At 40.6% G+C, this 21,860-nt stretch carries 27 protein-coding genes and 1 pseudogene; 20 read left to right on the top strand and 8 right to left on the bottom strand.

The window, feature by feature from the left end; translation table 11 throughout:
• Positions 1-147: pseudogene (locus ACDQ55_RS17405) on the bottom strand (helix-turn-helix domain-containing protein); the annotation flags it as partial.
• A gap of 58 nt (positions 148-205) precedes the next feature.
• Here ACDQ55_RS17405 and ACDQ55_RS17400 point away from each other — a divergent pair.
• From ACDQ55_RS17400 to ACDQ55_RS17370, 7 genes are all read left to right on the top strand, one after another.
• Complete coding sequence (locus ACDQ55_RS17400) at positions 206-946, top strand: IS3 family transposase (RefSeq protein WP_420982729.1); 741 nt, start codon at positions 206-208, stop codon at positions 944-946.
• 8 nt (positions 947-954) lie between these two features.
• A complete protein-coding gene (locus ACDQ55_RS17395; protein ID WP_420982728.1) occupies positions 955-1,278 on the top strand; it encodes a DDE-type integrase/transposase/recombinase in 324 nt (107 codons plus the stop codon).
• On the top strand, positions 1,199-1,378 hold the full coding sequence (locus ACDQ55_RS17390; protein WP_420982730.1) for an IS3 family transposase: 180 nt from the start codon (positions 1,199-1,201) through the stop codon (positions 1,376-1,378). The genes ACDQ55_RS17395 and ACDQ55_RS17390 overlap by 80 nt, the downstream gene beginning before the upstream one ends.
• Positions 1,379-1,514: 136 nt before the next feature.
• The gene (locus tag ACDQ55_RS17385) at positions 1,515-2,531 is read left to right on the top strand and encodes a hypothetical protein (RefSeq protein ID WP_420982727.1); all 1,017 of its coding nucleotides are present in this window, start codon (positions 1,515-1,517) and stop codon (positions 2,529-2,531) included.
• 8 nt (positions 2,532-2,539) lie between these two features.
• Positions 2,540-4,120, top strand: a complete 1,581-nt coding sequence (locus ACDQ55_RS17380) for an RHS repeat-associated core domain-containing protein (RefSeq protein ID WP_420982726.1) — start codon at positions 2,540-2,542, stop codon at positions 4,118-4,120.
• A gap of 31 nt (positions 4,121-4,151) precedes the next feature.
• Positions 4,152-4,850 carry a hypothetical protein gene (locus ACDQ55_RS17375; RefSeq protein WP_420982725.1) on the top strand — a complete coding sequence of 233 codons (699 nt, stop codon included), beginning with the start codon at positions 4,152-4,154 and terminating at the stop codon, positions 4,848-4,850.
• Between the two features lie 5 nt (positions 4,851-4,855).
• Positions 4,856-5,248 (top strand): hypothetical protein, encoded by a 393-nt coding sequence (locus ACDQ55_RS17370; protein WP_420982724.1) that lies wholly within the window; start codon positions 4,856-4,858, stop codon positions 5,246-5,248.
• A gap of 61 nt (positions 5,249-5,309) precedes the next feature.
• On the opposite strand, the gene ACDQ55_RS17365 is transcribed toward ACDQ55_RS17370, so the two are convergent.
• The gene (locus ACDQ55_RS17365; protein WP_420982723.1) at positions 5,310-5,597 is read right to left on the bottom strand and encodes a helix-turn-helix domain-containing protein; all 288 of its coding nucleotides are present in this window, start codon (positions 5,595-5,597) and stop codon (positions 5,310-5,312) included.
• 214 nt (positions 5,598-5,811) lie between these two features.
• Between ACDQ55_RS17365 and ACDQ55_RS17360 the strand changes: the two genes are divergently transcribed.
• The 6 genes from ACDQ55_RS17360 to ACDQ55_RS17335 all read left to right on the top strand — a co-directional run bounded on the left by ACDQ55_RS17360 (position 5,812) and on the right by ACDQ55_RS17335 (position 11,295).
• Positions 5,812-6,072 carry a SymE family type I addiction module toxin gene (locus ACDQ55_RS17360; protein WP_420982722.1) on the top strand — a complete coding sequence of 87 codons (261 nt, stop codon included), beginning with the start codon at positions 5,812-5,814 and terminating at the stop codon, positions 6,070-6,072.
• Positions 6,069-8,480 (top strand): CHC2 zinc finger domain-containing protein, encoded by a 2,412-nt coding sequence (locus ACDQ55_RS17355; protein WP_420982721.1) that lies wholly within the window; start codon positions 6,069-6,071, stop codon positions 8,478-8,480. Before ACDQ55_RS17360 ends, ACDQ55_RS17355 begins: the two co-directional genes overlap by 4 nt.
• A gap of 172 nt (positions 8,481-8,652) precedes the next feature.
• A complete protein-coding gene (locus ACDQ55_RS17350) occupies positions 8,653-9,144 on the top strand; it encodes a hypothetical protein (RefSeq protein WP_420982720.1) in 492 nt (163 codons plus the stop codon).
• Between the two features lie 12 nt (positions 9,145-9,156).
• A complete protein-coding gene (locus ACDQ55_RS17345; protein WP_420982719.1) occupies positions 9,157-10,131 on the top strand; it encodes an IS481 family transposase in 975 nt (324 codons plus the stop codon).
• Positions 10,122-10,604, top strand: coding sequence for a hypothetical protein (locus tag ACDQ55_RS17340; RefSeq protein WP_420982718.1), 483 nt, complete (start codon positions 10,122-10,124; stop codon positions 10,602-10,604). The genes ACDQ55_RS17345 and ACDQ55_RS17340 overlap by 10 nt, the downstream gene beginning before the upstream one ends.
• The gene (locus ACDQ55_RS17335; RefSeq protein WP_420982717.1) at positions 10,588-11,295 is read left to right on the top strand and encodes a hypothetical protein; all 708 of its coding nucleotides are present in this window, start codon (positions 10,588-10,590) and stop codon (positions 11,293-11,295) included. The genes ACDQ55_RS17340 and ACDQ55_RS17335 overlap by 17 nt, the downstream gene beginning before the upstream one ends.
• A gap of 68 nt (positions 11,296-11,363) precedes the next feature.
• Here ACDQ55_RS17335 and ACDQ55_RS17330 read toward each other — a convergent pair whose 3' ends face one another.
• Positions 11,364-11,705 carry a helix-turn-helix domain-containing protein gene (locus ACDQ55_RS17330; RefSeq protein ID WP_420982716.1) on the bottom strand — a complete coding sequence of 114 codons (342 nt, stop codon included), beginning with the start codon at positions 11,703-11,705 and terminating at the stop codon, positions 11,364-11,366.
• A gap of 88 nt (positions 11,706-11,793) precedes the next feature.
• Positions 11,794-12,896 (bottom strand): IS3 family transposase gene (locus ACDQ55_RS17325; protein ID WP_420982715.1). Its coding sequence is split into 2 segments (ribosomal slippage): positions 11,794-12,630 and positions 12,633-12,896, totalling 1,101 coding nucleotides; the frame shifts between segments, so codons are not numbered across the junction.
• A gap of 477 nt (positions 12,897-13,373) precedes the next feature.
• Here ACDQ55_RS17325 and ACDQ55_RS17320 point away from each other — a divergent pair.
• The 7 genes from ACDQ55_RS17320 (at position 13,374) to ACDQ55_RS17290 (ending at position 18,361) form a co-directional block, all read left to right on the top strand.
• Positions 13,374-13,940 (top strand): hypothetical protein, encoded by a 567-nt coding sequence (locus ACDQ55_RS17320; protein WP_420982714.1) that lies wholly within the window; start codon positions 13,374-13,376, stop codon positions 13,938-13,940.
• A gap of 293 nt (positions 13,941-14,233) precedes the next feature.
• Complete coding sequence (locus ACDQ55_RS17315) at positions 14,234-14,515, top strand: hypothetical protein (protein WP_420982713.1); 282 nt, start codon at positions 14,234-14,236, stop codon at positions 14,513-14,515.
• A 75-nt stretch (positions 14,516-14,590) separates the two neighbouring features.
• Positions 14,591-15,397, top strand: coding sequence for a hypothetical protein (locus ACDQ55_RS17310; RefSeq protein WP_420982712.1), 807 nt, complete (start codon positions 14,591-14,593; stop codon positions 15,395-15,397).
• On the top strand, positions 15,394-15,885 hold the full coding sequence (locus ACDQ55_RS17305) for a hypothetical protein (RefSeq protein WP_420982711.1): 492 nt from the start codon (positions 15,394-15,396) through the stop codon (positions 15,883-15,885). The genes ACDQ55_RS17310 and ACDQ55_RS17305 overlap by 4 nt, the downstream gene beginning before the upstream one ends.
• Before the next feature lie 10 nt (positions 15,886-15,895).
• On the top strand, positions 15,896-16,204 hold the full coding sequence (locus ACDQ55_RS17300; protein WP_420982710.1) for a hypothetical protein: 309 nt from the start codon (positions 15,896-15,898) through the stop codon (positions 16,202-16,204).
• A 124-nt stretch (positions 16,205-16,328) separates the two neighbouring features.
• Complete coding sequence (locus tag ACDQ55_RS17295; protein WP_420982709.1) at positions 16,329-17,741, top strand: glucosaminidase domain-containing protein; 1,413 nt, start codon at positions 16,329-16,331, stop codon at positions 17,739-17,741.
• Positions 17,738-18,361: a hypothetical protein gene (locus ACDQ55_RS17290; protein ID WP_420982708.1), complete on the top strand. Its 624-nt coding sequence runs from the start codon at positions 17,738-17,740 to the stop codon at positions 18,359-18,361. The genes ACDQ55_RS17295 and ACDQ55_RS17290 overlap by 4 nt, the downstream gene beginning before the upstream one ends.
• A 367-nt stretch (positions 18,362-18,728) precedes the next feature.
• Here the strand turns inward: ACDQ55_RS17290 and ACDQ55_RS17285 are convergent, their stop codons facing one another.
• The 4 genes from ACDQ55_RS17285 to ACDQ55_RS17270 all read right to left on the bottom strand — a co-directional run bounded on the left by ACDQ55_RS17285 (position 18,729) and on the right by ACDQ55_RS17270 (position 21,591).
• Entirely contained in the window at positions 18,729-19,577 is an 849-nt protein-coding gene (locus tag ACDQ55_RS17285; RefSeq protein ID WP_420982707.1) for a DUF2911 domain-containing protein, read from the bottom strand.
• 22 nt (positions 19,578-19,599) lie between these two features.
• The gene (locus ACDQ55_RS17280; RefSeq protein WP_420982706.1) at positions 19,600-20,256 is read right to left on the bottom strand and encodes a response regulator; all 657 of its coding nucleotides are present in this window, start codon (positions 20,254-20,256) and stop codon (positions 19,600-19,602) included.
• 116 nt (positions 20,257-20,372) lie between these two features.
• The gene (locus ACDQ55_RS17275; RefSeq protein ID WP_420982705.1) at positions 20,373-21,182 is read right to left on the bottom strand and encodes a sensor histidine kinase; all 810 of its coding nucleotides are present in this window, start codon (positions 21,180-21,182) and stop codon (positions 20,373-20,375) included.
• Positions 21,169-21,591 (bottom strand): hypothetical protein, encoded by a 423-nt coding sequence (locus ACDQ55_RS17270; RefSeq protein ID WP_420982704.1) that lies wholly within the window; start codon positions 21,589-21,591, stop codon positions 21,169-21,171. The genes ACDQ55_RS17275 and ACDQ55_RS17270 overlap by 14 nt, the downstream gene beginning before the upstream one ends.
• Positions 21,592-21,860 lie beyond the last annotated feature (269 nt).

Genomic DNA, 21,860 nt, shown 5'->3' with positions numbered 1-21,860 from the left:
TTCTGGTATTCTGTTTTTTAATAGTGGCTTACTTCGGCTGATCTCTTTCAAGGCTAATTCGCCTCCTTCTGCATACAATTTCTCAAAACGATAGAAACTATCTCGGCTGTAACCTAATACCTTACAAGCCTCTGATACATTCCCAAGTGGAACTGCTACCTTTGAGTGGACATATAGTTAAGCTCATTTCTTAACTTTGAAAGCAATGAGTAAAAAAGAAAGAAGGAGTTATGACAAATCCTTCAAATTGATGGCAGTAGAATTGCACAGAAGTGGCAAGGCCGCCGTAACTGTTGCAAAAGATTTGGGTATAGACGTAGGCATGCTTCGTCGATGGACCAGAGAGTTCATTGTGCATGATAGCCGTAGTTTTCCTGGCCAAGGCAAACAGGGTCTGACACCAGAGCAGAAGGAAATCCAAACCCTGAAGAAAGCACTCCATGAAGCAGAAATGGAAAATCGAATTAAAAAAGGCAGTGAGCATTTTCTCCAGGGAAGACAACAAATATTCAGGTTCATAAAAAAGGACCATCAGGCAGAATTTGATGTCGAGAAGATGTGCAAGCTGTTCAAAGTAAGCCGTAGTGGTTATTATGCCTGGTGTACAAGAAAACCATCAAAACTTTCCATGGACAGGCAAATGCTTTGCAAAGGAGTTGAAGATATCTATCACAAAAGCAAAGGCCGATATGGGAGCCCTAAAATAGTTGCCGAACTTAGGTCTATGGGATTGCATGCCTCCAGACCCAGAGTGGCCAAGATCATGAAGGACAAAGGGCTTCGCAGTATTATTAGAGGCAAGTTCAAAGTATGCACGACAGATTCCAACCATAAACTGGAAGTGTCTGCCAATATCCTAAATAGAGAATTTACTGCCACGGCACCCTCAGAGAAATGGGTTTCTGATCTGACTTACATCCGGACAAAAAAGGATGGCTTTACTTAACAGCAATCATGGACCTGTTTGACAGAAAGATTATTGGATGGTCAATGAGTACTGGTATGAGAACCAGAGAGACTATTGTTACTGCCTGGAATATGGCGATTAGAAATAGATCGGTGGCTCCAAATATGGTTTTTCACTCAGACAGAGGTGTACAATATGCCAGTGAGGAGTTCAGAGATCTGCTTAAAGGCAACTCCGTACAACAAAGTATGAGTAGAAAGGGTAACTGTTGGGATAATGCAGTAATGGGAAATTTCTTCAAGATCCTTAAATCAAACCGGCCACCATACTGTATATGGTTCAATAAATGTTGCAAAAAAAGAGATGTTTGAGTTCATCGAAATATGGTACAACAGGCAGCGAATACATTCAATATTAGGGTATTTACCCCCCGAAGAATTTAGTAAATCTATTCTAAATAAAGCAGCTTAATAAGTTGTCCATTTTTCTGTTGCAAATCCAATACATCACTTTTATAATGAGCATCTGACTACGGATCAGAAGGCGATCAAGTCCACATCAAATCCATGTCAAAGGCAGATATAAAACGTATTAAAGGCTAGTGACATTGCTTCGGAATAACACGTCCCTGCTACTCACCATAAAGCCCTGGCGGGTGTTTTTGTACGCTCGCAGCAGTACGGTAGAAGTGCAGACGGTGTCTGTTTATCCCCGTCATCGATTAACCACGGCATATGCCTATAACTCACTGGGTCAGGTAGTGCGCCAGTCTACACCAGATGGAGGGGATAGTTATTTCTGGTACGATCAGATAGGCCGGCTTATTGCTTCCCGCAATGCCAACCAGTTAAAAGGCAAGGGTCAGTATAGCTATACTAAATATGATGTGTTAGGTAGGATAGTGGAGGTAGGAGAGAAGAAAAATGGTTTAGACTTAGGAATGCCTGCTTACCTGGCCAGCGCTGTAGCTGCCCAGTTTCAGACTAGTGGTGTTAACAGTCAGATCACCAAAACGTACTATGACCAACCGGTATTGAGCGCTGCTCAATATCCCCAGGATAACCTCCGCAAGCGGGTTTCCGCCTCTGTTTATTCAGAGACAGCAGGTACAGAGGAACAAGGTACCTACTATAGTTATGATCCAACGGGTAACGTAAAAACGTTGTGGCAACGTGTATATGGTCTTTATGAGTTAAAACAGCTGGATTATAGTTACGACCTGGTAAGTGGTAAGGTAAATGCGGTACGTTACCAGCGAAATAAGCCCGACCAGTTCCTTTACAATTACAAGTATGATGCAGAAAACCGTTTGGTAGACGCCAGTTCCGGAATCGCGCATGCGGGAGATGGCTGGACGATACAAAGCCCTAAGAGGGATGCGCATTATGGTTATTATCTTCATGGCCCATTAGCGCGTGCTGTAATTGGTCAGCAAGGGGTGCAGGGTATCGATTACGCCTATACGCTTCAAGGTTGGTTAAAAGGGATTAATGGCGTTCAGCTCCTTCCTACATCAGAAATTGGCCAGGATGGCGGAGAAGATGGGCTTACCTGTACCATCTCGCGTGATGTGATGGCCTATTCATTGGATTATTTTAATGGGGACTACCCCAGCATCAACTAACTACAGGTATGGGCAGTTGGGGTAGCTCACAGATCGTAGAAGATCACAAAGAGGATATCACCTATGATGGCAATGGTAACATCCTGACCTACAAGCGTAATGGCGCCAGGGATACGAGCCTTGCCATGGATGATTTGAGTTATGCCTATCCACGTGATGATGTGGGTAACCTGTCGTTGAACCGGTTACGGCATATACGGGATGCAGTAGCCCCGGATGTTTATCAATCAGATGTTGATAATATGGCAGATGACAATTATCTTTATGATGATCTTGGTAATTTGCTGAGCGATAAGTCGGCCCATATCAGCAACATTGTATGGTCTGTTTATGGTAAGATCCGTCAGATTACGTTTAGTGATGGAAGTTCTTTGTCGTATAAATATGATGGCTCCGGTAACCGGGTTTATAAGGAGTATTTTCAAGGAGGAGTAAGTACGAAAACGTGGTATGTAAGAGATCCTCATGGCAATCCGCTGGCGGTATATGGTAGTATCAATGGAGTAAGTGTTTACTGGCGCGAGCAACACCTGTATGGCAGTACCCGGCTAGGTATGTGGCTACCCAATATGGTGGTTAGCGGCGGTACCATAGGTAATGCCAGTAGTTTATGGAGTCAGTTTAACCTTACGCGTTATGAGTTAAGCAACCACCTGGGTAATGTTGTGGCCACGATCTCAGATGCACGTCAGGGTAAGGCTGCAACGGTGTATAACGAAAACGACTATGCGCCGTTTGGGATGCAGCTACCCGGTCGTCAGTTTAACCTGAGGGATGACACTACTTCATCGCCAACTTCTCCGGCACCGATTGTAGGGAGCCCTTCGCAGCCAGTAGCGCTGTACCTGCATGATTTTGAAGCGTCTCCTTATAGTAAACCTTATGCGGGCTTGCCGGCTACCCATGCTTATATCAGCAACAGTAGCTGGACGAACGATCGTACCGGGGATACTGCCTGGGTTACCTACGCGGGTGTCAGCAATGGTGGCCATGCCCTGGCGTTATCGTCTTCTGCTCCGGAAACGAGTACTCTCACCCTCACCTTCGACGTAGATCCGGGCTACCGGATGAACGTAAACTCATTTAGTTTTTATAACCGTAGCAGTTATACAGGTTACCAGAACTGGAGCATGACGATTAACGGTATCCCGGTAAGTCCTTCACCAACCTCTGGTGCAGACACTATTTACGTGGATGTATCAGGTGGGTCGCATGTGATGAGGTCAACTGGTACCTTGCCTGTAGCCAGCCCAGTGATAGGATTGGAAGGAAAAGTAACTATTGAGCTTATCTTAAGTAACCGGACAGGTAACCAGGGAACTTTCCGGATAGATAATTTTGTGTTGAATGGTTCTATAGAATCGGTCGGAGGGGATGTTTATACGAGTGTGGGAGGTAGGTATAGATATGGGTTTAATGGGAAGGAGAATGATAATGAGGTGAAGGGAGAGGGGAATCAGCAGGATTATGGGATGAGGATTTATGATCCACGTTTAGGAAGGTTCTTATCTGTAGATCCATTAACGCAACATTTTCCATGGTATACACCATATCAGTTCGCAGGGAATAAGCCTATATGGGGCTATTGATCTTGATGGAGCGGAAGAACTTATATTTCCAATGTTTGCTATGGATCCTCCAATGTTTTCTGTGCAGGAGATGATAGAAACAGGAGCGGAGGTTGGAGGTACATTTGAAGGTGCTGGATTGGGCCAGGCACTGGGTAATATGCAAATTGGCCGTGGTGGTCTATGGCAAGAGTTACCATTTAATTGGACTTCATTTGAGCCTATGCCTATAATACCAAGGATTCCTTTTTTGAAGAATCCGGATGCAACAACAGTATCTCAATCACAGGCCAAGCCAAGTACTGCACCACAACCTCAGGCTAACCCACAACGTCAATTTGATCCTAAGCAAGCACCTACTAAGAAAGATGATAAAGAGGATGACTCTTATATTTACAGAGGAGGTAACTTTACCGATGGTAACTTTACACCACGGCCAGGTAAAGATGATAACTATTATGATCCTAAAGGCGGTTTGTCAACGTTTAAAGATCCACTCACGGCAACAATGGGAGAGGGAGGAAAGGTGCAAAAACTAAGTGTGAAGAAGCTTAAGGCCCTTGGTTTCGAACTGAGTGTAGATGGATCACATGTTGGTATTAAACCTAAGAGTGAAAAGGCATTAAAAATATGGGCCGCTTCACGGCCTGATGTTGTTGCTAAGAAGCGAGAAGCGCATCTTTTAACTAAGATACTGAAAAAGGCAAGAGTTGAGGAAACCTATGTTTCTCGTTCTGGAAAGAAAAAGTAATATTTATGAATAATGAAATAGCTCAAATAATAGAAGAAGAAATTTGTTCTATGTCTGTTGATTTAAACAACAAGTTATCAGAAACGACTGATATATACTTTAGAGAAGAACGTCACCTGGAAGAAAATAGGAAAGAGTATATTTTTGAATTAATGGTTATTGAATTTGAAAATGAAGACGATTATGGACCATCATTAACTATTCGCTTAGAAAAGTTGAATGATTATTATGAATTAGATTTATCTGTTATCAGGAGTTACGGGAGTTTACTGGATAGGAGATTACTAAAATTTACAGAACAAACCGTGAGAGATGTGAGTATACATGCAGCTTTTTTTGAAATGGGATCTGCATTGTTAATGGCATTAGAGAAACTATACTTAAATAGACTAAGATAACTTAAACTTATAATAACCATTTTTCAGATAAATAGAAACCCGGCCGATTCGGCTGGGTTTTCTATTTATGATAAGTATGTCTAGCCTTAGCATCACGTATAAACATGTCTAGTAGTTTAAAGGCATCAGCTTTATCCTGGTCATTTAATTTTTGTATATCCATTATTCTGTCCAGGATAGTTTGGTCAAGTAGAAGATCTGTATTGCCTACCAGGTAATCAAGAGAAACTTCGAGTGCGGTAGCGATCTGGGCAGCCATCTCAATAGAAGGTTTTACTTCATCGCGTTCATATCTGCCAATTACGGCACCATGTACCCCTACTTTTTTAGCAATCTCCTCTTGGGACATTTTTTGTCCTTTCTCACTTCAGTAAGCCTTTCTCACTTCAGTAAGCCTTTTGCCGAAAGTAACCTGCTTCATATGTGTAGTAAAAACAACGGTTAAAATGGTGTTTTGGCAAATGTAGGAAACATAAATATTGTAATCAAACTATAAAGGTCTTGTTGAATTAAGATTGATATGTTATGTGTGCAACACATTTGTTGTGAAAAAATATTTTTTTATGTTGACAAGCAATAACAGACAAATCAAACTTCAGCCCAAACACCGGGATCAATCAGGTAATCATACCGTAGTACCGTGGCTCAATATCAGTGGTGTGTGGTTGGAGGAACTGGGTTTTAAAGTAGGAGATATGGTAAAGATTACCACCCATGACAGGCTGTTGATCATAGAACCACTGGAAGGTACGGAGCAGGCAGCGCATGAATATAAATCTGCTTTACAAGAAATGAAGCAGACGCTGAAAAAGCTGGCGCAATGAATATACAGGAGATCAAGCAGCAGCTGACATTATCTTCCGTATTGCAGCATTACGGGCTCAAACCTGATAAGCACCTGCGTTTACACTGCCCGTTCCATGATGATAAAACGCCGAGCCTGCAGGTGTATTATAAAACGCATACCTGTTATTGTTTTAGTTCTAACTGCAAAACACATGGCAAGGCACTGGATGTAATCGACTTTGTTATGCATAAAGACAGCTGCAGCAAACATGAAGCTATTGAGAAGTGCAAACAATTAAGCGGCGGCACTGTAACTGAAAGCCCTCTTGCCTCACCGTCTGGTATAGATATACTGGGCAATATGTTTATCTATTTTAAGAATGCGGTTCATCATAGTAAACCAGCCCAGGAGTATATAAGAAACCGTGGGCTGGATGCTACCAGTCTGGAGATCGGTTATAATACGGCGCAGTTCCATCATGGCAGCCGCAGAGACGAAACCTTTATCCGCTGCTGTGTAGCCGTAGGGTTGTTATCGCCGTGGGGAACCAATAGCCGAGATGGCGGGCAGGCTTATAAACCTTTTGCCAAGTACTGTATAGTGTTCGCGTTGCGTGATCGTAGTAGCCAGGTGTGTGGTCTGTACTTCCGCAGTACGATTAATGATGAAGATCAGAAACACTTTTATTTAAAAGAGCGTGGGGGTCTGTATCCTGGCTATCCTAAAGCAGAAACTGAGCGTTTAATCCTTACCGAAGCGATTATAGATGCTGCCACTTTATTACAACAACCCGTTATTACAAAGGATTACAGTGTATTATCCTGCTACGGAACCAATGGTTTTACACAGGAACACTGGACGGCAGTTAAATCCTTGCCAGCCTTAAAGGAAATCATTTTTGCCTTTGATGGTGACGAGGCAGGTAGTAAGGCGGTGGCTAAATATGCGGCAGCGCTGCGTGAGCATCTGCCGCATATTGTTATTACAACGCTTACCGTTCCTGCTGGTGAAGATATTAACAGCATGGGCTTATCCCATGAACCGGATATTTTTGTTCACCTGCTTAGTGAACGCAAAGAATTTTTTCTTTCATCTGAAAGTAAAACACCGGAATCCGCTACAGTGGCTGCTGAAAAGAGGCCATCACCTGGTGGTCTGGATACTGCGAATCCTTATAAACTGTGCTATAGTACAGAGGGTGTATCTTATTATGTGCAGGGTGGCATCAGCAAGCAGCTGGATAGTATGAAAGTAACACTGGTGATAGAACGAAAGGATAACAGTCAGAAAAGCCATAACAAGCTGGACCTGTACGAAGATAAGCAGGTGGAGAAACTGAGCAGAGAGGTGAGCGAAAAACTATTGCTTGATAAATCCTTGCTGGAAGGGGATCTATACCGGTTAACGGATCTGCTGGACGAATACCGGGAAAAGGATTTTATTAAATCAGGTGGGGATAATGGGTCTGTTACAGGTGTGTATCCTCTTACGCTACAGGAACGTACAGCGGCCGAAAGTTTTTTAAAAGCACCGGATCTGATCACCAGATTAAATGATCTGTTAGGGCAGGCGGGTATAGTAGGAGAGGAAACGAACCGTTTATTCTTACTGCTGATCGCCATTAGTTATAATATGCCCGAAACCCTGCACGCGCTGATACAAGGAAGTAGCAGCAGTGGGAAGACCCGGTTGTTAAAACAAATATCAGATTGCATCCCGCAGGAGAAAGTTACCAAGCTAACCCGCGTTAGTGATAAGGTGTTGTATAACTATCCTGAGCATTACTTTATCAACCGGTTGTTATGCCTGGAGGATATAGACGGGTTAAGCGAAGAGGCGGAGTTCGCGTTCCGGGAGTTGCAGAGCAACGGAGAGCTGAACAGTGCTACCAGTATCAAGTTGGATAATGGACAGATCACCAGCGGCCAGAAAACGGTAAAAGGTCCTATTGCCTCTCTGGCCTGTACTACGCGGGGAGAGATCTATGAGGATAATATGAGCCGTGTGTTTTTGCTGGCCGTTGATGAAAGCACAGAGCAAACCAGTCGTATGGATGACAAAGGCCGTTTAATTACAGCGGTATCTGATCTTGAAACGGCCGTAGCCATCATGTTCGATAGTATTATATTAAAAGTGGATGAACTCGACGGCAGTCTTCGTCAGTTCTATGAGCAGTTGAAAGTATACCTGCATAAGGCATCAGAGGGCCATGTAACAGAATATTGGTTTACACAACGGGAAGTCAGGCAATCATTACGTATCAGCCGCTCTCAATGCAGTCGTTATTTTATCCAGCTGCAAACGCTGGAATACCTGGTAAGTGACTATGCAAAAAATCTGCGGAAGGTCCGTTATCGTATAGATTATATGGATAACCACGGGTTACAGCGCTCCAAAGTAAAAACATTGTTATCCGATCAGTTGCAAAAGTTGAAGTTGGGATAATATGGGACAATCCTGGGACAATTAAACCCAGTACAGCAAAGGATTATATATGATTGTCCCTTATCCCGGAAATCTGTTCAAGGCCCCTTTTTAGAACAACGTCATACCTATACCGAAATCACCATATCGTTAACCCTTCCTTTTATTTTATCACAAAATAATATCATTATTTATGTACCCGATCGTAGATAGCTTTAAAAGCTATCTGTCCGTACTGGGATACAGTAGCACTACGCAAAGTATGCTGCCTGCGTGTATCCGTGACTTTTTGGAGTATGGGCAGTATAGCAGTATACAGCAGATCCAGCCAGTAGATATTAGCGTGTTTTATGAATGGCTGCATGAACGGCCGCTAAAGCGTGGTGAAGGGGGCGCTTTAAGCGAAATGATGATCAGTCATTACGTATATGCGTTAAAGGTATTTTTTAGCTGGCAGCTTGAAACCGGAGGTATTATGAGTAATCCGGTTAGTGTGCTGAAATTTAAAAGCCCTGGACGCGACCACCGGGAACCTTTAACCGTGGGGGAAATAGAAACCTTGTTTGCTGCGGCAGTGACCTGCAGGGAACATGCTATGCTGCACCTGTGTGTGATTCATAGACATCGTTTCAATATATTTGTATGGAATATTGGTAACATGGTAGTTATGCCATACTCGTTGTAATAGTCATTTATTATGGATGAATTAGTTCGCAAACGACTAGGATGGATCAAGTTATATCAGCAGTGTCAAAATGCAGGAAAAACCTGTTTGAAATGTGGTATTTCAAGGCCAACACTTCGGAAATGGTTAACGCGATTTGAATTGTTCGGAGAGGATGGATTAACAGAACTTAGCCGTAAGCCCTTAAACTCTCCAGGCAAGAAAATTACTGCATACCATGAAGGAATCATATTAAGCCTGCGTAATGACCGTAAGTTGGGGCATCGTAGAATTGCCAGTGAACTCAAACGGCTTCATAGTATCCATCTTTCTTTAGCATCTATTCATAAGGTTCTCGAAAAGCATAATAAACAATACCTTTCGCTCAAGCGAATCTACCGAAAGAAAATAACCAGATATAATCGTCCCACACCTGGTGACCGGGTTCAGGTAGATGTTTGCAAAATAGCTCCTGGCCTATATGAATACACTGCCATAGATGACTGCAGTAGGTCTAAGGTTATAGAGCTTTATTCAAGACGAACAGCAACCAACACTTTGTTCTTTTTAGAGGTGATGCTAGAGCAAATGCCATTTCCAATCCAGAGAATACAAACAGATCGCGGTCGTGAGTTTTTCTCCTATAAGTTTCAGGAAACGCTTATGGAATATGGCATAAAGTTCCGACCAATCAAGCCATACTCGCCATACTTAAATGGGAAAGTGGATCGAACTCAAAGAACCGATCTGGATGAATTTTACTCTACGGTATCCCTAAAGGATCCTAAATTAAAAGAACTGCTGAAGGACTGGCAACACTACTATAACTGGTACAGAGCTCATAGTTCTCTACGTGACAAAACACCTGTTGAAGTAGTGGTTTCCCTTTCACCCAAAACGCCCTATTGGGATGAAGTTGAAACATCTTATGATCCACTAAAAGAGAGAATTAGAATACAACATTATGCATCAGATCAGAGGTCTGAAAAATTGAAACGATGTCTATGAATCACACATTTTATCGCGAGAATGATTTGATCAATAATATTGAAGATTTTCAAAAATTCTCTAATTATATTGCCCCAGAAGGTAATTTAATTTTATTAGGATGTTTCATTGGTGCTCCTCAGTTAAAAGGGGAAAGCTATTTGAAAACTTTTTCAGGGATAGTAAATCGTCCTGTTTACGGGAATCAAGGTGAGAGTTCTCTGAGATACAGTGTTTCATTTACGGGAGTGCCAATGGGTGTCTCGCCAATGGTGAAGGATAAGCACAATGCGTCTTATTATGATATGGCTGTGCAAAATGCTGGCAAGTGGTTAGTAGGGCTTCCTTCTGGGAGTGTGAAGACAAATATTGGAAATCTTGGCCTTAATAAAACAGGGTCTCCATATATTTTGTCTCCTTCGTCAGCTGTTAAACCTGTTGATAAACCATTACCATCTTTTCAATCAATTTTGGGCAATGCGGAGTCTCATTAAAGTCGGTTATTTTTTGTTATTAATATCTACTTTTTTTGCATGTCAAAAAGAGGTAAAGGTAGTTGTGTTTTGCAGTTTTAATTATGAAAAATTGCGACCAGATAGTAATTGCATGTCAAGTATTAAACTCATTGCCAGTACAGTTAATGATAAATTTGAATCTATTAAATATTACAATGCGGGAAGGTTGATTAGAGTGGATTCAATTTTGGAACTATCTGGCATGAACTTTTACTTATCTAGTACTTTTTTTCCAACAGATACCCTATTTAGGGTGTCTGTATTGGTTAACGACACTACCCGGAGTTTTGTTTTTAAGAAAGTGGGTGGTGTGTATGATTTGATTTTTATTGAGAGTGCAGATGGTGGAGATCAAATAAAAATTAATTTCACGCGGAGTGGTACATTATTTACAGAGCGCATAGATATTGTTTTTTTGAGGTCTATTTTATCAAGGTTTGATAGCTTGGAAAAGTTAGGGGATTACATAGTGTTGCGGTATAAGTATTCTGCAGGTGGGTTATATTGTGAGATATTTGAGGGGCATGACTATCTTGAAGGGATTGGGAAGTCGGGAGAACATAATATATTAATGAATAATGGTAATATCTACCTTGATTTACCATTAATTGAGGATCGAGTCATTTTACCTTTATCTCATCAGTTAAATATACAAATGAAGCCTAGTTGAATGTTAGGGCCTCTTTACTAAAAACGGATTGGAACTAAATGCCCAGTTTGGATCCGTTTTTAGTATTATTATTTATAGGTTTCTTGCGTTTTAACGGAAGCAAGTAGGTGGTCTAATGTGTATAGAATGCAACGTTTATCCTTCTCAGGGAGTGCATTAATATCATTAAGCCGCTTAAGCATCGCGGTATCTTTAAGTACGTTCATATCATTAGATTCACTAAGCAGATATCCAACTGTAGTATCAATTAGTTTGGCAATTTTTTTAGCAGCTTCAATAGAGGGTAGCATCTCATCTCGCTCATATTTACCGATAACAGAATAAGAAGTATTAAGAAGGTTGGCGAGTTCCTTCTGGGATAAGTCTTTGGCCTCCCTACACTCTCTCAATTTTTTACCAAATGACTCCATGTTAGATATTGACGTTCTACCAAAAAATGAGACAGTTTAAAAATAGAGAAAATCAATTGAGCTTGTCCCCAATCCTGGACACGGTAAATTAGAGATTTTGGGTCTTTTTATGTCTTTCAACGACCTCGTTTGGTGTTAAGTTATTAAGCGAACTATGAGGGCGAAAATTGTTGTACTCCTGGCACCATTGTTCAATTTTCTCTTGTGCATCCTCAAGAGACAGGAACCAATTCACATTCAGACATTCATCCCGGAAACTGCCATTGAACGATTCTATGAACGCGTTGTCAGTGGGCTTCCCCGGACGGGAATAATCTAAAGTTACGTTATTTTCATGAGCCCATTTGTCAAAGTCTTTGCTAATGAATTCACTTCCGTTATCCACCTGGATGCGCCGGGGAATAATGTTTTTCTGATGTTTTAAGTCTTCAAGAATTTTTACCACATCAATGCCTTTTATCGATTGGCCAACCCCGATTACCAGGCATTCCCGGCTAAAATTATCTACTAAAGTTAAGGTCCTGAATTTCCGTCCGTCAAACAGCTGATCTGCTACAAAATCCATTGAACAACACTGGTAAATTCCAGTTAAGCCTGGCCGTTCCAGGCGATGAGCCGCTGCCTTGCTTCTGCGTGTACGTTTGCTCCTAAGATTGAGCCCCTCTTCCTTATAGATGCGATGCACCCGCTTACGATTGTCTTTCCAACCTTCTCTACGCAGAAGAATATGAATTCTCTTATAACCGTATCTAACTCTCGTTGCTGCAATCTCTTTTATTCGCTGCCGGACAGGTGTATCACTCTTCCTTTTAGATTTATAATACCATTTTGAACGGGCATACCTAACCAACGAACAAGCTCGCTTTACAGCCACCTTGTAATCTGATATCAGATACTGTGCATGCTTCTTTATCTGAATCCGCGTTAAACACTTTTTTTTAGCACGTCCTGCAGCATTTGCTTGTCCAGACTAAGGTCCACCACGATCTGCTTCAACTTAAAAGTTTCCTCCTCCAACTGCCTTAATCTTTTAAGCTCAGTTACACCAAGATCTCCATACTTCTTCTTCCAATTGTAAAAAGTCGCTTCGCTCACCCCCATCTTTCGACAAACTTCACTCACTGTAACTCCTGTCTCCGATTGCTTGAGAGCAAATACAATTTGTGCTTCTGTAAATTTAGATTTTTTCATGACAATTATCTTCTTTTTAAAGTTATAAATAATTGCCCATTTTCTCTATTTTTAAACTGTCTCATTTTTTGGTAGAACGTCACAGTGTATGAGGGGCGTGAGAATCCCAAATGGGCAGGAGCTTTAGAAAATATCAGGTTGATGTTCCCGAAAGGCAAAATGAGGTTAGAATTCTTAAATTACAGACAGGGACAAATCAAGTAACAGGTGAACCGACGTATAAATTTGGGTATTCAACGGATCATTATAAAAATATTCACGAATTTAAACCAATAACGTCAACGCCCTAATTCAGCTTCTTAATAAAAATGAATATAAGTTAATGTAATGGAAGTTTTGTTGAGTTTAGAAGGAAGGACTATTATGACTTGCGATTATGTATGGCTTGATCCTCTAGCAATTAATTCTGGAAGAAAGCTACTCTTTTCCGGAATAAAGTACTAGGAAGATATCGATTTATGTGATAATTCAATTGATGTGAGTATTTGGGTAAGTACTGGTTCCGGGTATAAAAGAGGTATAGCAGAATTTAAAGTTGTTGTTTATAATTTTGGAGAAGGGAATTTACCAGAGAAAAATTGGTGGGTTTATGGGGAGCTTCATAATTCTCCCCCAGAGTATGAACAAGGCTTAGTGAATATTTTTAATATATGGCAGAAAGAAACTTTTTTTAATTGGTTTAGTCTGCCAATTGGTTCTCAAATGAAGCGCGACTATAACGATGCGTGTTTGATATATTCTAGTTTAAGTACGCGAATCTTAAAAAAGGAAATATACCAAATAGATGTTTCTTTAACACGTGAAGAATTGGACTTTTACTATTTGGTCGCTTCAGAGTTTTTGGGGGAAAAGGGATATTTTGGTTATGATCTTCATACGTTTAAGGATTGTTTAACAGAATTGTATATGAATAATGGATATCAGAATGGGAGTACAATAGCTTTTGTTAATTATGATAAGATAGTGGATCAGAACATTTCTAATTTTATATTAGAAATCAAGAATATTTTTATGAGCTATGAATTTACGGTGAAGTTTTTTTGATTGTAAAGAAGAATCGTGATTTATTATGCAATGTCATGATAATGTGGAATTTTACATTGAGATATAATATTCAGAAAAGTAGGTTAGATCAAGTGGATATAAAGTTTAGGGGGTTATACTTTTCTGCTTATAAATGATAAATGATTCAGTCTGGACGATTTGCTCCAGAATTACTTCAGGGGTACATTGATAATCCGAAAAACGAACATTCTGAGGGGAAAGAAATATCTACCTGATGTGCATTATAATAAGGTACCTACTATAATTATGATCCAACGGGTAATGTAAAAACGTTGTGGCAACGTGTATATGGTCTTTATGAGTTAAAACAGCTGGATTATAGTTACGACCTGGTAAGTGGTAAGGTAAATGCGGTACGTTACCAGCGAAATAAGCCCGACCAGTTTCTTTACAATTACAAGTATGATGCAGAAAACCGTTTGGTAGATGCCAGTTCCGGAATCGCGCATGCGGGAGATGGCTGGACGCTACAAAGCCCTAAGAGGGATGCGCATTATGGCTATTATCTTCATGGCCCATTAGCGCGTACTGTAATTGGTCAGCAAGGGGTGTAGGGTATCGATTACGCCTATACGCTTCAAGGTTGGTTAAAAGGGATTAATGGTGTTCAGCTCCTTCCTACATCAGAAATGGGCCAGGATGGCGGAGAAGATGGGCTTACCTGTACCATCTCGCGTGATGTGATGGCTTATTCATTGGATTATTTTAATGGAGACTACCGTCCAATAGATGGCAGTGCTACTGCCTTTGGGGTAAAGTATGTAGGTAATAGTACTGATCAGACCGGCCAGCCTCTTTACAATGGTAACATCAGCCATACCACCCTTGCATTGGATAAAATCAATCATGGCCATCCTGTTGGTTATAGTTGCCGTTATGATCAGCTGAACCGGTTGGTTCGTATGCGCCAGCATCAACTAACTACGGGTATGGGCAGTTGGGGTAGCTCACAGATCGTAGAAGATCACAAAGAAGATATTACCTATGATGGCAATGGTAACATCCTGACCTACAAGCGTAATGGCACCAGGGATACGAGTCTTGCCATGGATGATTTGAGTTATGCCTATCCACGTGATGATGCGGGTAACCTGTCGTTGAACCGGTTACGGCATATACAGGATGCAGTGGCCCCGGATGTTTATCAATCAGATATTGATAATATGGTAGCCGACAATTATCTTTATGATGATCTTGGTAATTTGCTGAGCGATAAGTCGGCCCATATCAGCAACATTGTATGGTCTGTTTATGGTAAGATCCGTCAGATTACGTTTAGTGATGGAAGTTCTTTGTCATATAAATATGATGGCTCTGGTAACCGGGTTTATAAGGAATATTTTCAAGGAGGAGTAAGTACAAAGACGTGGTATGTAAGAGATCCTCATGGCAATCCGCTGGCGGTATACCTCAATCAGCTACAGGTGTTGCTGTGACAGTTGTTTCGGCTATTGGAGGTTATGATGGGCCAGATGTTCCTGGGGTTGGAGATGATTTTGCCACTATGGGAAGAAAAGGATATGAGAAACTAGTGGCTAAAGGGATAACGTCTGAGGCAGAATTAGGGGGCATTGCGCGTAATTCTTATAATGCAATTATTGGGACGATTGACGAGGAGATTAAAGGACTAAGTACTTTGGAATTAAAAGCTAAAAAGGCATTTGATATAAGAAATGAAGCAAAAGATTTTGCAAGAGAGCTTTCTGGTCCAGAATTGAAGCAAAAAGCTGAGGCTATGAGTGCTGGCAATTATGGAAATGCCAAACCTTCTTTTGAGTTACTGTTTAATAAAAATAAAGACAGAATGTTAAAGGAGAATCCAAATTTAAGTGGAGACGATTTGTTAAATAAGGTCTATCAAGGGATTATTGATGGCTCAAAGAGAACTAATGAGGCAGTTAATAAAGCGCATGGTTCAAACTAGATTTTAAATTATGGAAGAGAAGCTTATAAATAAAGATAATGGCTACTTACAGGTAGTATTGGTAGATGACTGTGATTTTCAATTGTTTTATGAGTTAGCTGATTATGCAGAACGAGAACTGAATTTTACCTTTACAAAGGTAGATGATATTGATTCGTTATATTATAGTTTTAAATATGATGCTATTGGTTTTATACTTTCATATCATGTATATTTTGGAATAAAATTGGAATTTGTTGATAAAAGAAATAATAGTCAGCAATGTGAAGATATAATGAGACGATTGGCAAATATCTTATTAAAGGCGTTGAAGACATAATGGAGAGCTAATAGATTGGGTTGATGCATTTAAAAGGGACTATTTCAATAAGTGTGTAAGTTTAAAAATCGGAGAATACCTGCATGATTTTGAAGCGTCCCCTTATAGTAAACCTTATGCGGGCTTGCTTGTTACCCATGCTTATATCAGCAACAGTAGTTGGGCGAACGATCGTACCGGGGATACTGCCTGGGTTACCTATGCGGGTGTCAGCAATGGGGGCCATGCCCTGGCGTTATCGTCTTCTGCTCCGGAAACGAGTACTCTCACCCTCACCTTCGACGTAGATGCGGGCTACCGGATGAACGTAAACTCATTCAGTTTTTATAACCGTAGCAGTTATACAGGTTACCAGAACTGGAGCATGACGATTAACGGTATCCCGGTAAGTCCTTCACCTGCCTCAGGTGCAGACACTATTTACGTGGATGTATCAGGCGGGTCGCATGTGATGAGGTCAACCGGTACCTTGCCTGTAGCCAGCCCAGTGAAAGGACTGGAAGGAAAAGTAACCATTGAGCTTACCTTAAGTAACCGGACAGGTAACCAGGGAACTTTCCGGATAGATAATTTTGTGTTGAATGGTTCTATAGAGTCGGTCGGAGGGGATGTTTATACGAGTGTGGGAGGTAGGTATAGGTATGGGTTTAATGGGAAGGAGAATGATAATGAAGTGAAGGGGGAGGGAAATGAGATTGATTTTGGAGCGAGAATTTATGATCCAAGAGTGGGGAGGTTTTTAAGTGTGGATCCGTTAATAAATAAGTTTCCTTGGCAATCGCCTTATACTTTTGCAGGGAATAATCCAATTTGGATGGTGGATGAGGATGGTTTAGCCCCTATACCTGTTGACGAAAAAAAGAAAGGCTTCTTTGCCAAGATTGGTACTCCTTTAGTAAATGCGTTGACTACTAAAGATATTCCTTTGAAGAATGCTATGTTTGTACTCGGACAAGTTATTATTGAACAAGGATATAGTCCTCAAAGTAGCGATGCAAAGAAGATGTGGGAAGGAAATGCGATTTTTAATATTAAAGGTAAGGGAACAGCGGGTTCGGTAGCAATTACAACTACTGAATTTAAACAAGGGAAAAAAATAACAATAGTTGATAATTTTAGAGCTTATAATACAATGAATGAGGCGATAAATGATTATCTGGGACAACTTCAAAAGAACTTTCCTGACGCATATCAAAATCTAGTAAATTTGGCAGGTTCTGCAGAAGGTTTTGCGAAAGGGCTTCAAAATGGTAAATTGGGAAGCTATGCAACTGCTCCGGATTATGAAGATCAAATAGTGGCTTTTTCGGGCTATGCGACTAAGGGTTATAATAAGTTTGGTAATGGTAAATTGGAAGTTTCTACGAAACAGAAAGGCGAGTTAAAGGATGAGAAAATTTATGGAACTATTATGCTTAATGAATATGCCGTAACAGCTAAGGCTCCTAACAGGCCGGAAACACTGGCTATAAAACAAGCTACAATTGCGCAGCCTTCCATTGAATTAGTTAACGATGGTTTAAATAAAGTTAAATGAAATATTATCAATTTATTTTTTGTGCCGCTATAATGGTTTGTTCTTGTCATGAGCGGCAGCTAAAGGAGAATAATCCTGAAAATGTACGGGAAAGTACTAAAATTGTAATAGACTCTAATGCCGTAAGTAAGCTTGATAAAGCAACTTATAGGGTGGAAGGGGATTCTGTATTTTTGAATTTTAGAGGGGGTAGTATACAGATAGAGGGAAGTGGTGTTATTCCTATACAGAACGACAGGAATGGAGAAGATAGCATAACGTTAATTGATTATGATAAGAATGGGGTACCAGAAGTTATTGTTATGGTTGACGATCCCATGATGGCAAGGCGTGCCCATTTAAAAGTATTTAAATTGGAAGATGGGATACTGAAACAGGTTTGTTTTAATACGGGTAGCCAAAAATTTGATGAACTTGTTGTTAGAAATAACATTTGTTTTATAGATAGTGTTGGTAATATCTTTGCTTATACTACAAATACGATGGACAAGGATGATCAACTTTTAATGCAAATAGATAAGTATTCTTGGGATAAGAAAAATGGTGAATTTCTTTACATAAAAAGTAAGTCAATACTTGAGAGTAATTTACCTGATTCTATTAAAGGCTTAATTTTTTAGGCAATTCCTACAATAGGCATAGAGATAATATTTAATCCGACAGACAATATTAATTAATAGGTTGTAAAGTAAACTGCTTCGAGATAAACCCCGGTCGCCGACCGGGGTTTTGTTATTTATCAAAAGCCTTTTAGTTTTATAGTTCTAGATAACATTATCAGTGAGGAAAAAGAGGTGCTGTTTAGTATCGGCATTAAGCTTCGGTACGCATTAAATTAAGTTGAAACCAGGATATTTGCTCTTGCAGTTATCAACTTGAACAGAGTTGCCGCCGGGCCTCCTTAAAGGAATCTCAACATCAAATCCTATAAAACAAAAATCGTAGCATGGAATCCCATGCTACGATCAAGGACGAGACATACCTTACTTATTTCAGGTTAGCCAGTAACTTCTTATTCAGCGCTACATAGTCGTCGTTTTTGGCGGTAGTAGCCAGTTCGATGGATTTCAGTGCAGCTTCTTTTGCTACAGCATTATTTTTAGCTTTCGCGTTGATACGGGCTTTTTGGTACCATACCCAGAAAGCGTCTGGAGCTTGGTTGGCCGCTTCGTTAACCCATTCTACAGCTTTGTTAAGATCTTTACCGTTTTCAAAATAGTATAAGGCTGCCTGGAAGTAAGGCTTCTTGTCAGATAGCATCGCTTCATTGAGCTGCGACATAATTTTACCATCGATGTCGGCAGTGATTACTACAGGCACTTTTGTTTTGTCCCAGTTTATAGACAGTACCATGGAATTAGCAGTTACCGTTTCAAATTCGATGGTAAAGCTTTCCTGGCTAAATGGCATCGCTACCGGCGTTACTTTCACACGGGCGATGTCGTTTTCTGCTTTATACGCAGCAGGGCTGGTTACGTCCAGGCTGCTGGTGAGGATCACTGTCCAGGATTGCTGGCCGGGAATAGATAATAAACCATATTTACCTGCTTTTACCGGAACGCCACCAAATTTCACATCTTCCCCGAAAGTAATGATGGTAGCGCTGTTGGCGCCTGTTCTCCATACTTTGTTGTAAGGTACGAGGTCGCCCATGATTACCCGGCCATTTTTAAGCGGACGGGAATAGCTCAGTTCCACGGCAGACAAAGCAAAGTCTTGTTTAATGGTTTGAGTAGGACTGGGTGCAGGTGTTTTAATTCCCTGTGCCAGGGTGGTGCCTGCGTACAGCAGCAGCATGGCGCCTGCTGTGGCGGCAAAGGTTTTAATAGATTTCATATTAAAGGTGGGTATTTAAATACTATTCTATGATTCCGTTACGGAATGCGTACAATACAAGGCCTACGCTGTTTTTGACATTGATTTTTTCCAGTAATTTCTGGCGGATGCCTTCTACCGTGCGTGGGCTCAGAAATATTTGCTCAGAGATTTCCTGGGTAGTTAGTTCATTGCAGATCAGCTTTAATACTTCCTGTTCCCGTTCGTTGAGCTGTATTTCGTTTTTAAGTGTTGGTTTAAACTGCTGTTTGTTTTTGTGTAATACTTTTTTGAGCAATGCGAGATTTACATTCTCATTAAAATAGAATCCTTTATCGTGCGTAGTACAGATAGCTTCATAAATTTCTTCCGGTTCTGCATTTTTTAATAAGTAAGCATTGGCGCCGTTTTCTACCAGGTGTACGATGAAGTTATCATCTTCGTACATGGTCAATATAATTACTTTAACGTCCGGATATGTTTCCTTTACTTTAATGGTAGCCTCAATACCATCCATATTAGGCATTTTAAGGTCCATCAGGATTACATCCGGTTGTTCTGTAGTCATCAGTTGAAGTAAGTGCTGACCATCATCCGCTTCATATACGAAGCGGATATTTTCGTACGGAATTAAGGTGTTGATCACTCCACTGCGAAAGATCTTGTGATCATCAGCAATAGCCACTTTTATGTGTGCCATAAAGGGACAGTTAATAATTTGTATTATTTTATTATGAATAAATTACTATGAGTCATGTTGTTATAAGCGGGTTCAACACAACCGGATGGCAATTTAGTAATAAAACAACATAAGTATCAACTATTCTGTGCGGGCATCTGATAATTCTCTACACTGATCGTAGCGATAGTACCTTGTGGTGTTCCTGGGGTGAAGGTAATACTTCCACCGATAATATTGAGGCGGCTCTCAATATTTTTAAGTCCCAGGCTACCGTTTTTCTTTTTGGAATCGGCCAGGGAAGATAACAAGGCGCCGTTTCCATTGTCTTCCATCCGGATAGTGAGCACCGATGGAGTGGTATGGTAGGAGATGAGCACCTGGCTGGCCTGTGCGTGTTTTAGGATATTGTTGATCAATTCCTGTATAACACGGTACACGTTCAGTGCTTTTTCCTTGTCTACCCCCTGGCCATTACCGTTAGCGTTGAAGGTAATCTTTACTTGTCTGTTTTTGTTGATCAGGTTACAGAAGGAGTCCAGCGCATGCGCCAGTCCAAGGTTTTCCAGGGCTTGGGGATGGAGACTTTGGGAGATGAACCGTAGTTGTTGAATAATTGTATCCGTAAACTCTTTTGTTTCTTTAAGTCGTTCAGTTTCGCCATTGCCAGTTTTGAGCAGGGGTTGAAGCCCGCCAAGGTTGAGTTTTAATACCGATAGCTGAGCGCCTACTTCGTCGTGCAGATCTTCTGCGATCCGTTTTCTTTCCTGTTCCTGCCCCTGGAGTACCGCGATGAGTCGTTCCCGTTGTAACTGGAGGTCTTTATCGCGGATAACCAGTTTGTGTTGAATAACCTGTTTTTGTTGGAGCATTACGAGTATGATCACAATTACACCCAGCATTAACATTACTGTAGTACCAATTACAATAATATCAACAGTCTGCATATCTCAATTTTTTTAGTTTTGAGAGGCCAATATACTGAAGTATCATGGATAATGTGCCTATGATACAATTAATGCATAGGGTAGTAATGATCATTCTCATATTGCTTTCGCTTGTTTGTTGTCCTTGTACAAAGTTATAACTGATAGAAAAGAAAAATTCTGTACAGGAGAATATGAAAAAGCCGGCATTATACCAGAATATGGGCAGGGTATTAATGTAAATGGATTTTTCGATGAGATCTTTGTCCCATAAGGTTTGGAGGAATAAATAGATGCTGTAAATAAGTATAACGAAGTTTTTAGATCCGGTTGAAATGGAATTATAGGCGCTTACGCCTTCGAGATAGAATATGTCTGCAAGAAAAACACCAAGTATCACTACCGGCATAAGTTTTATCACTGTCTTCATCGCGCTGTTTTTTACGCAAGTCCAATAAAAAGCAGACAGGATAATAAACTGGGCAAAGTGCATGATACTTAGAAACCACATATTATTGCCCATGATTTTTTGAAGGAAATAAGAACCAACAGCAAAGATGACGCTACTGATAATATAGTATAATATGCATCTGGATGCTGTATCAAGTAGCTTATGGTTTATAATGAAGGGGATCAAAACTAAACATTCGACCCCCGTCATTGTGCAGTAAATAATCCAAAATATTGTAATATTCACGT

It is taken from the genome of Chitinophaga sp. 30R24 (assembly GCF_049056765.1).
GTDB lineage: Bacteria > Bacteroidota > Bacteroidia > Chitinophagales > Chitinophagaceae > Chitinophaga.
The sequence above is the reverse complement of the archived record's forward strand: the minus strand, read 5'-3'. Positions and strand labels throughout refer to the sequence as shown.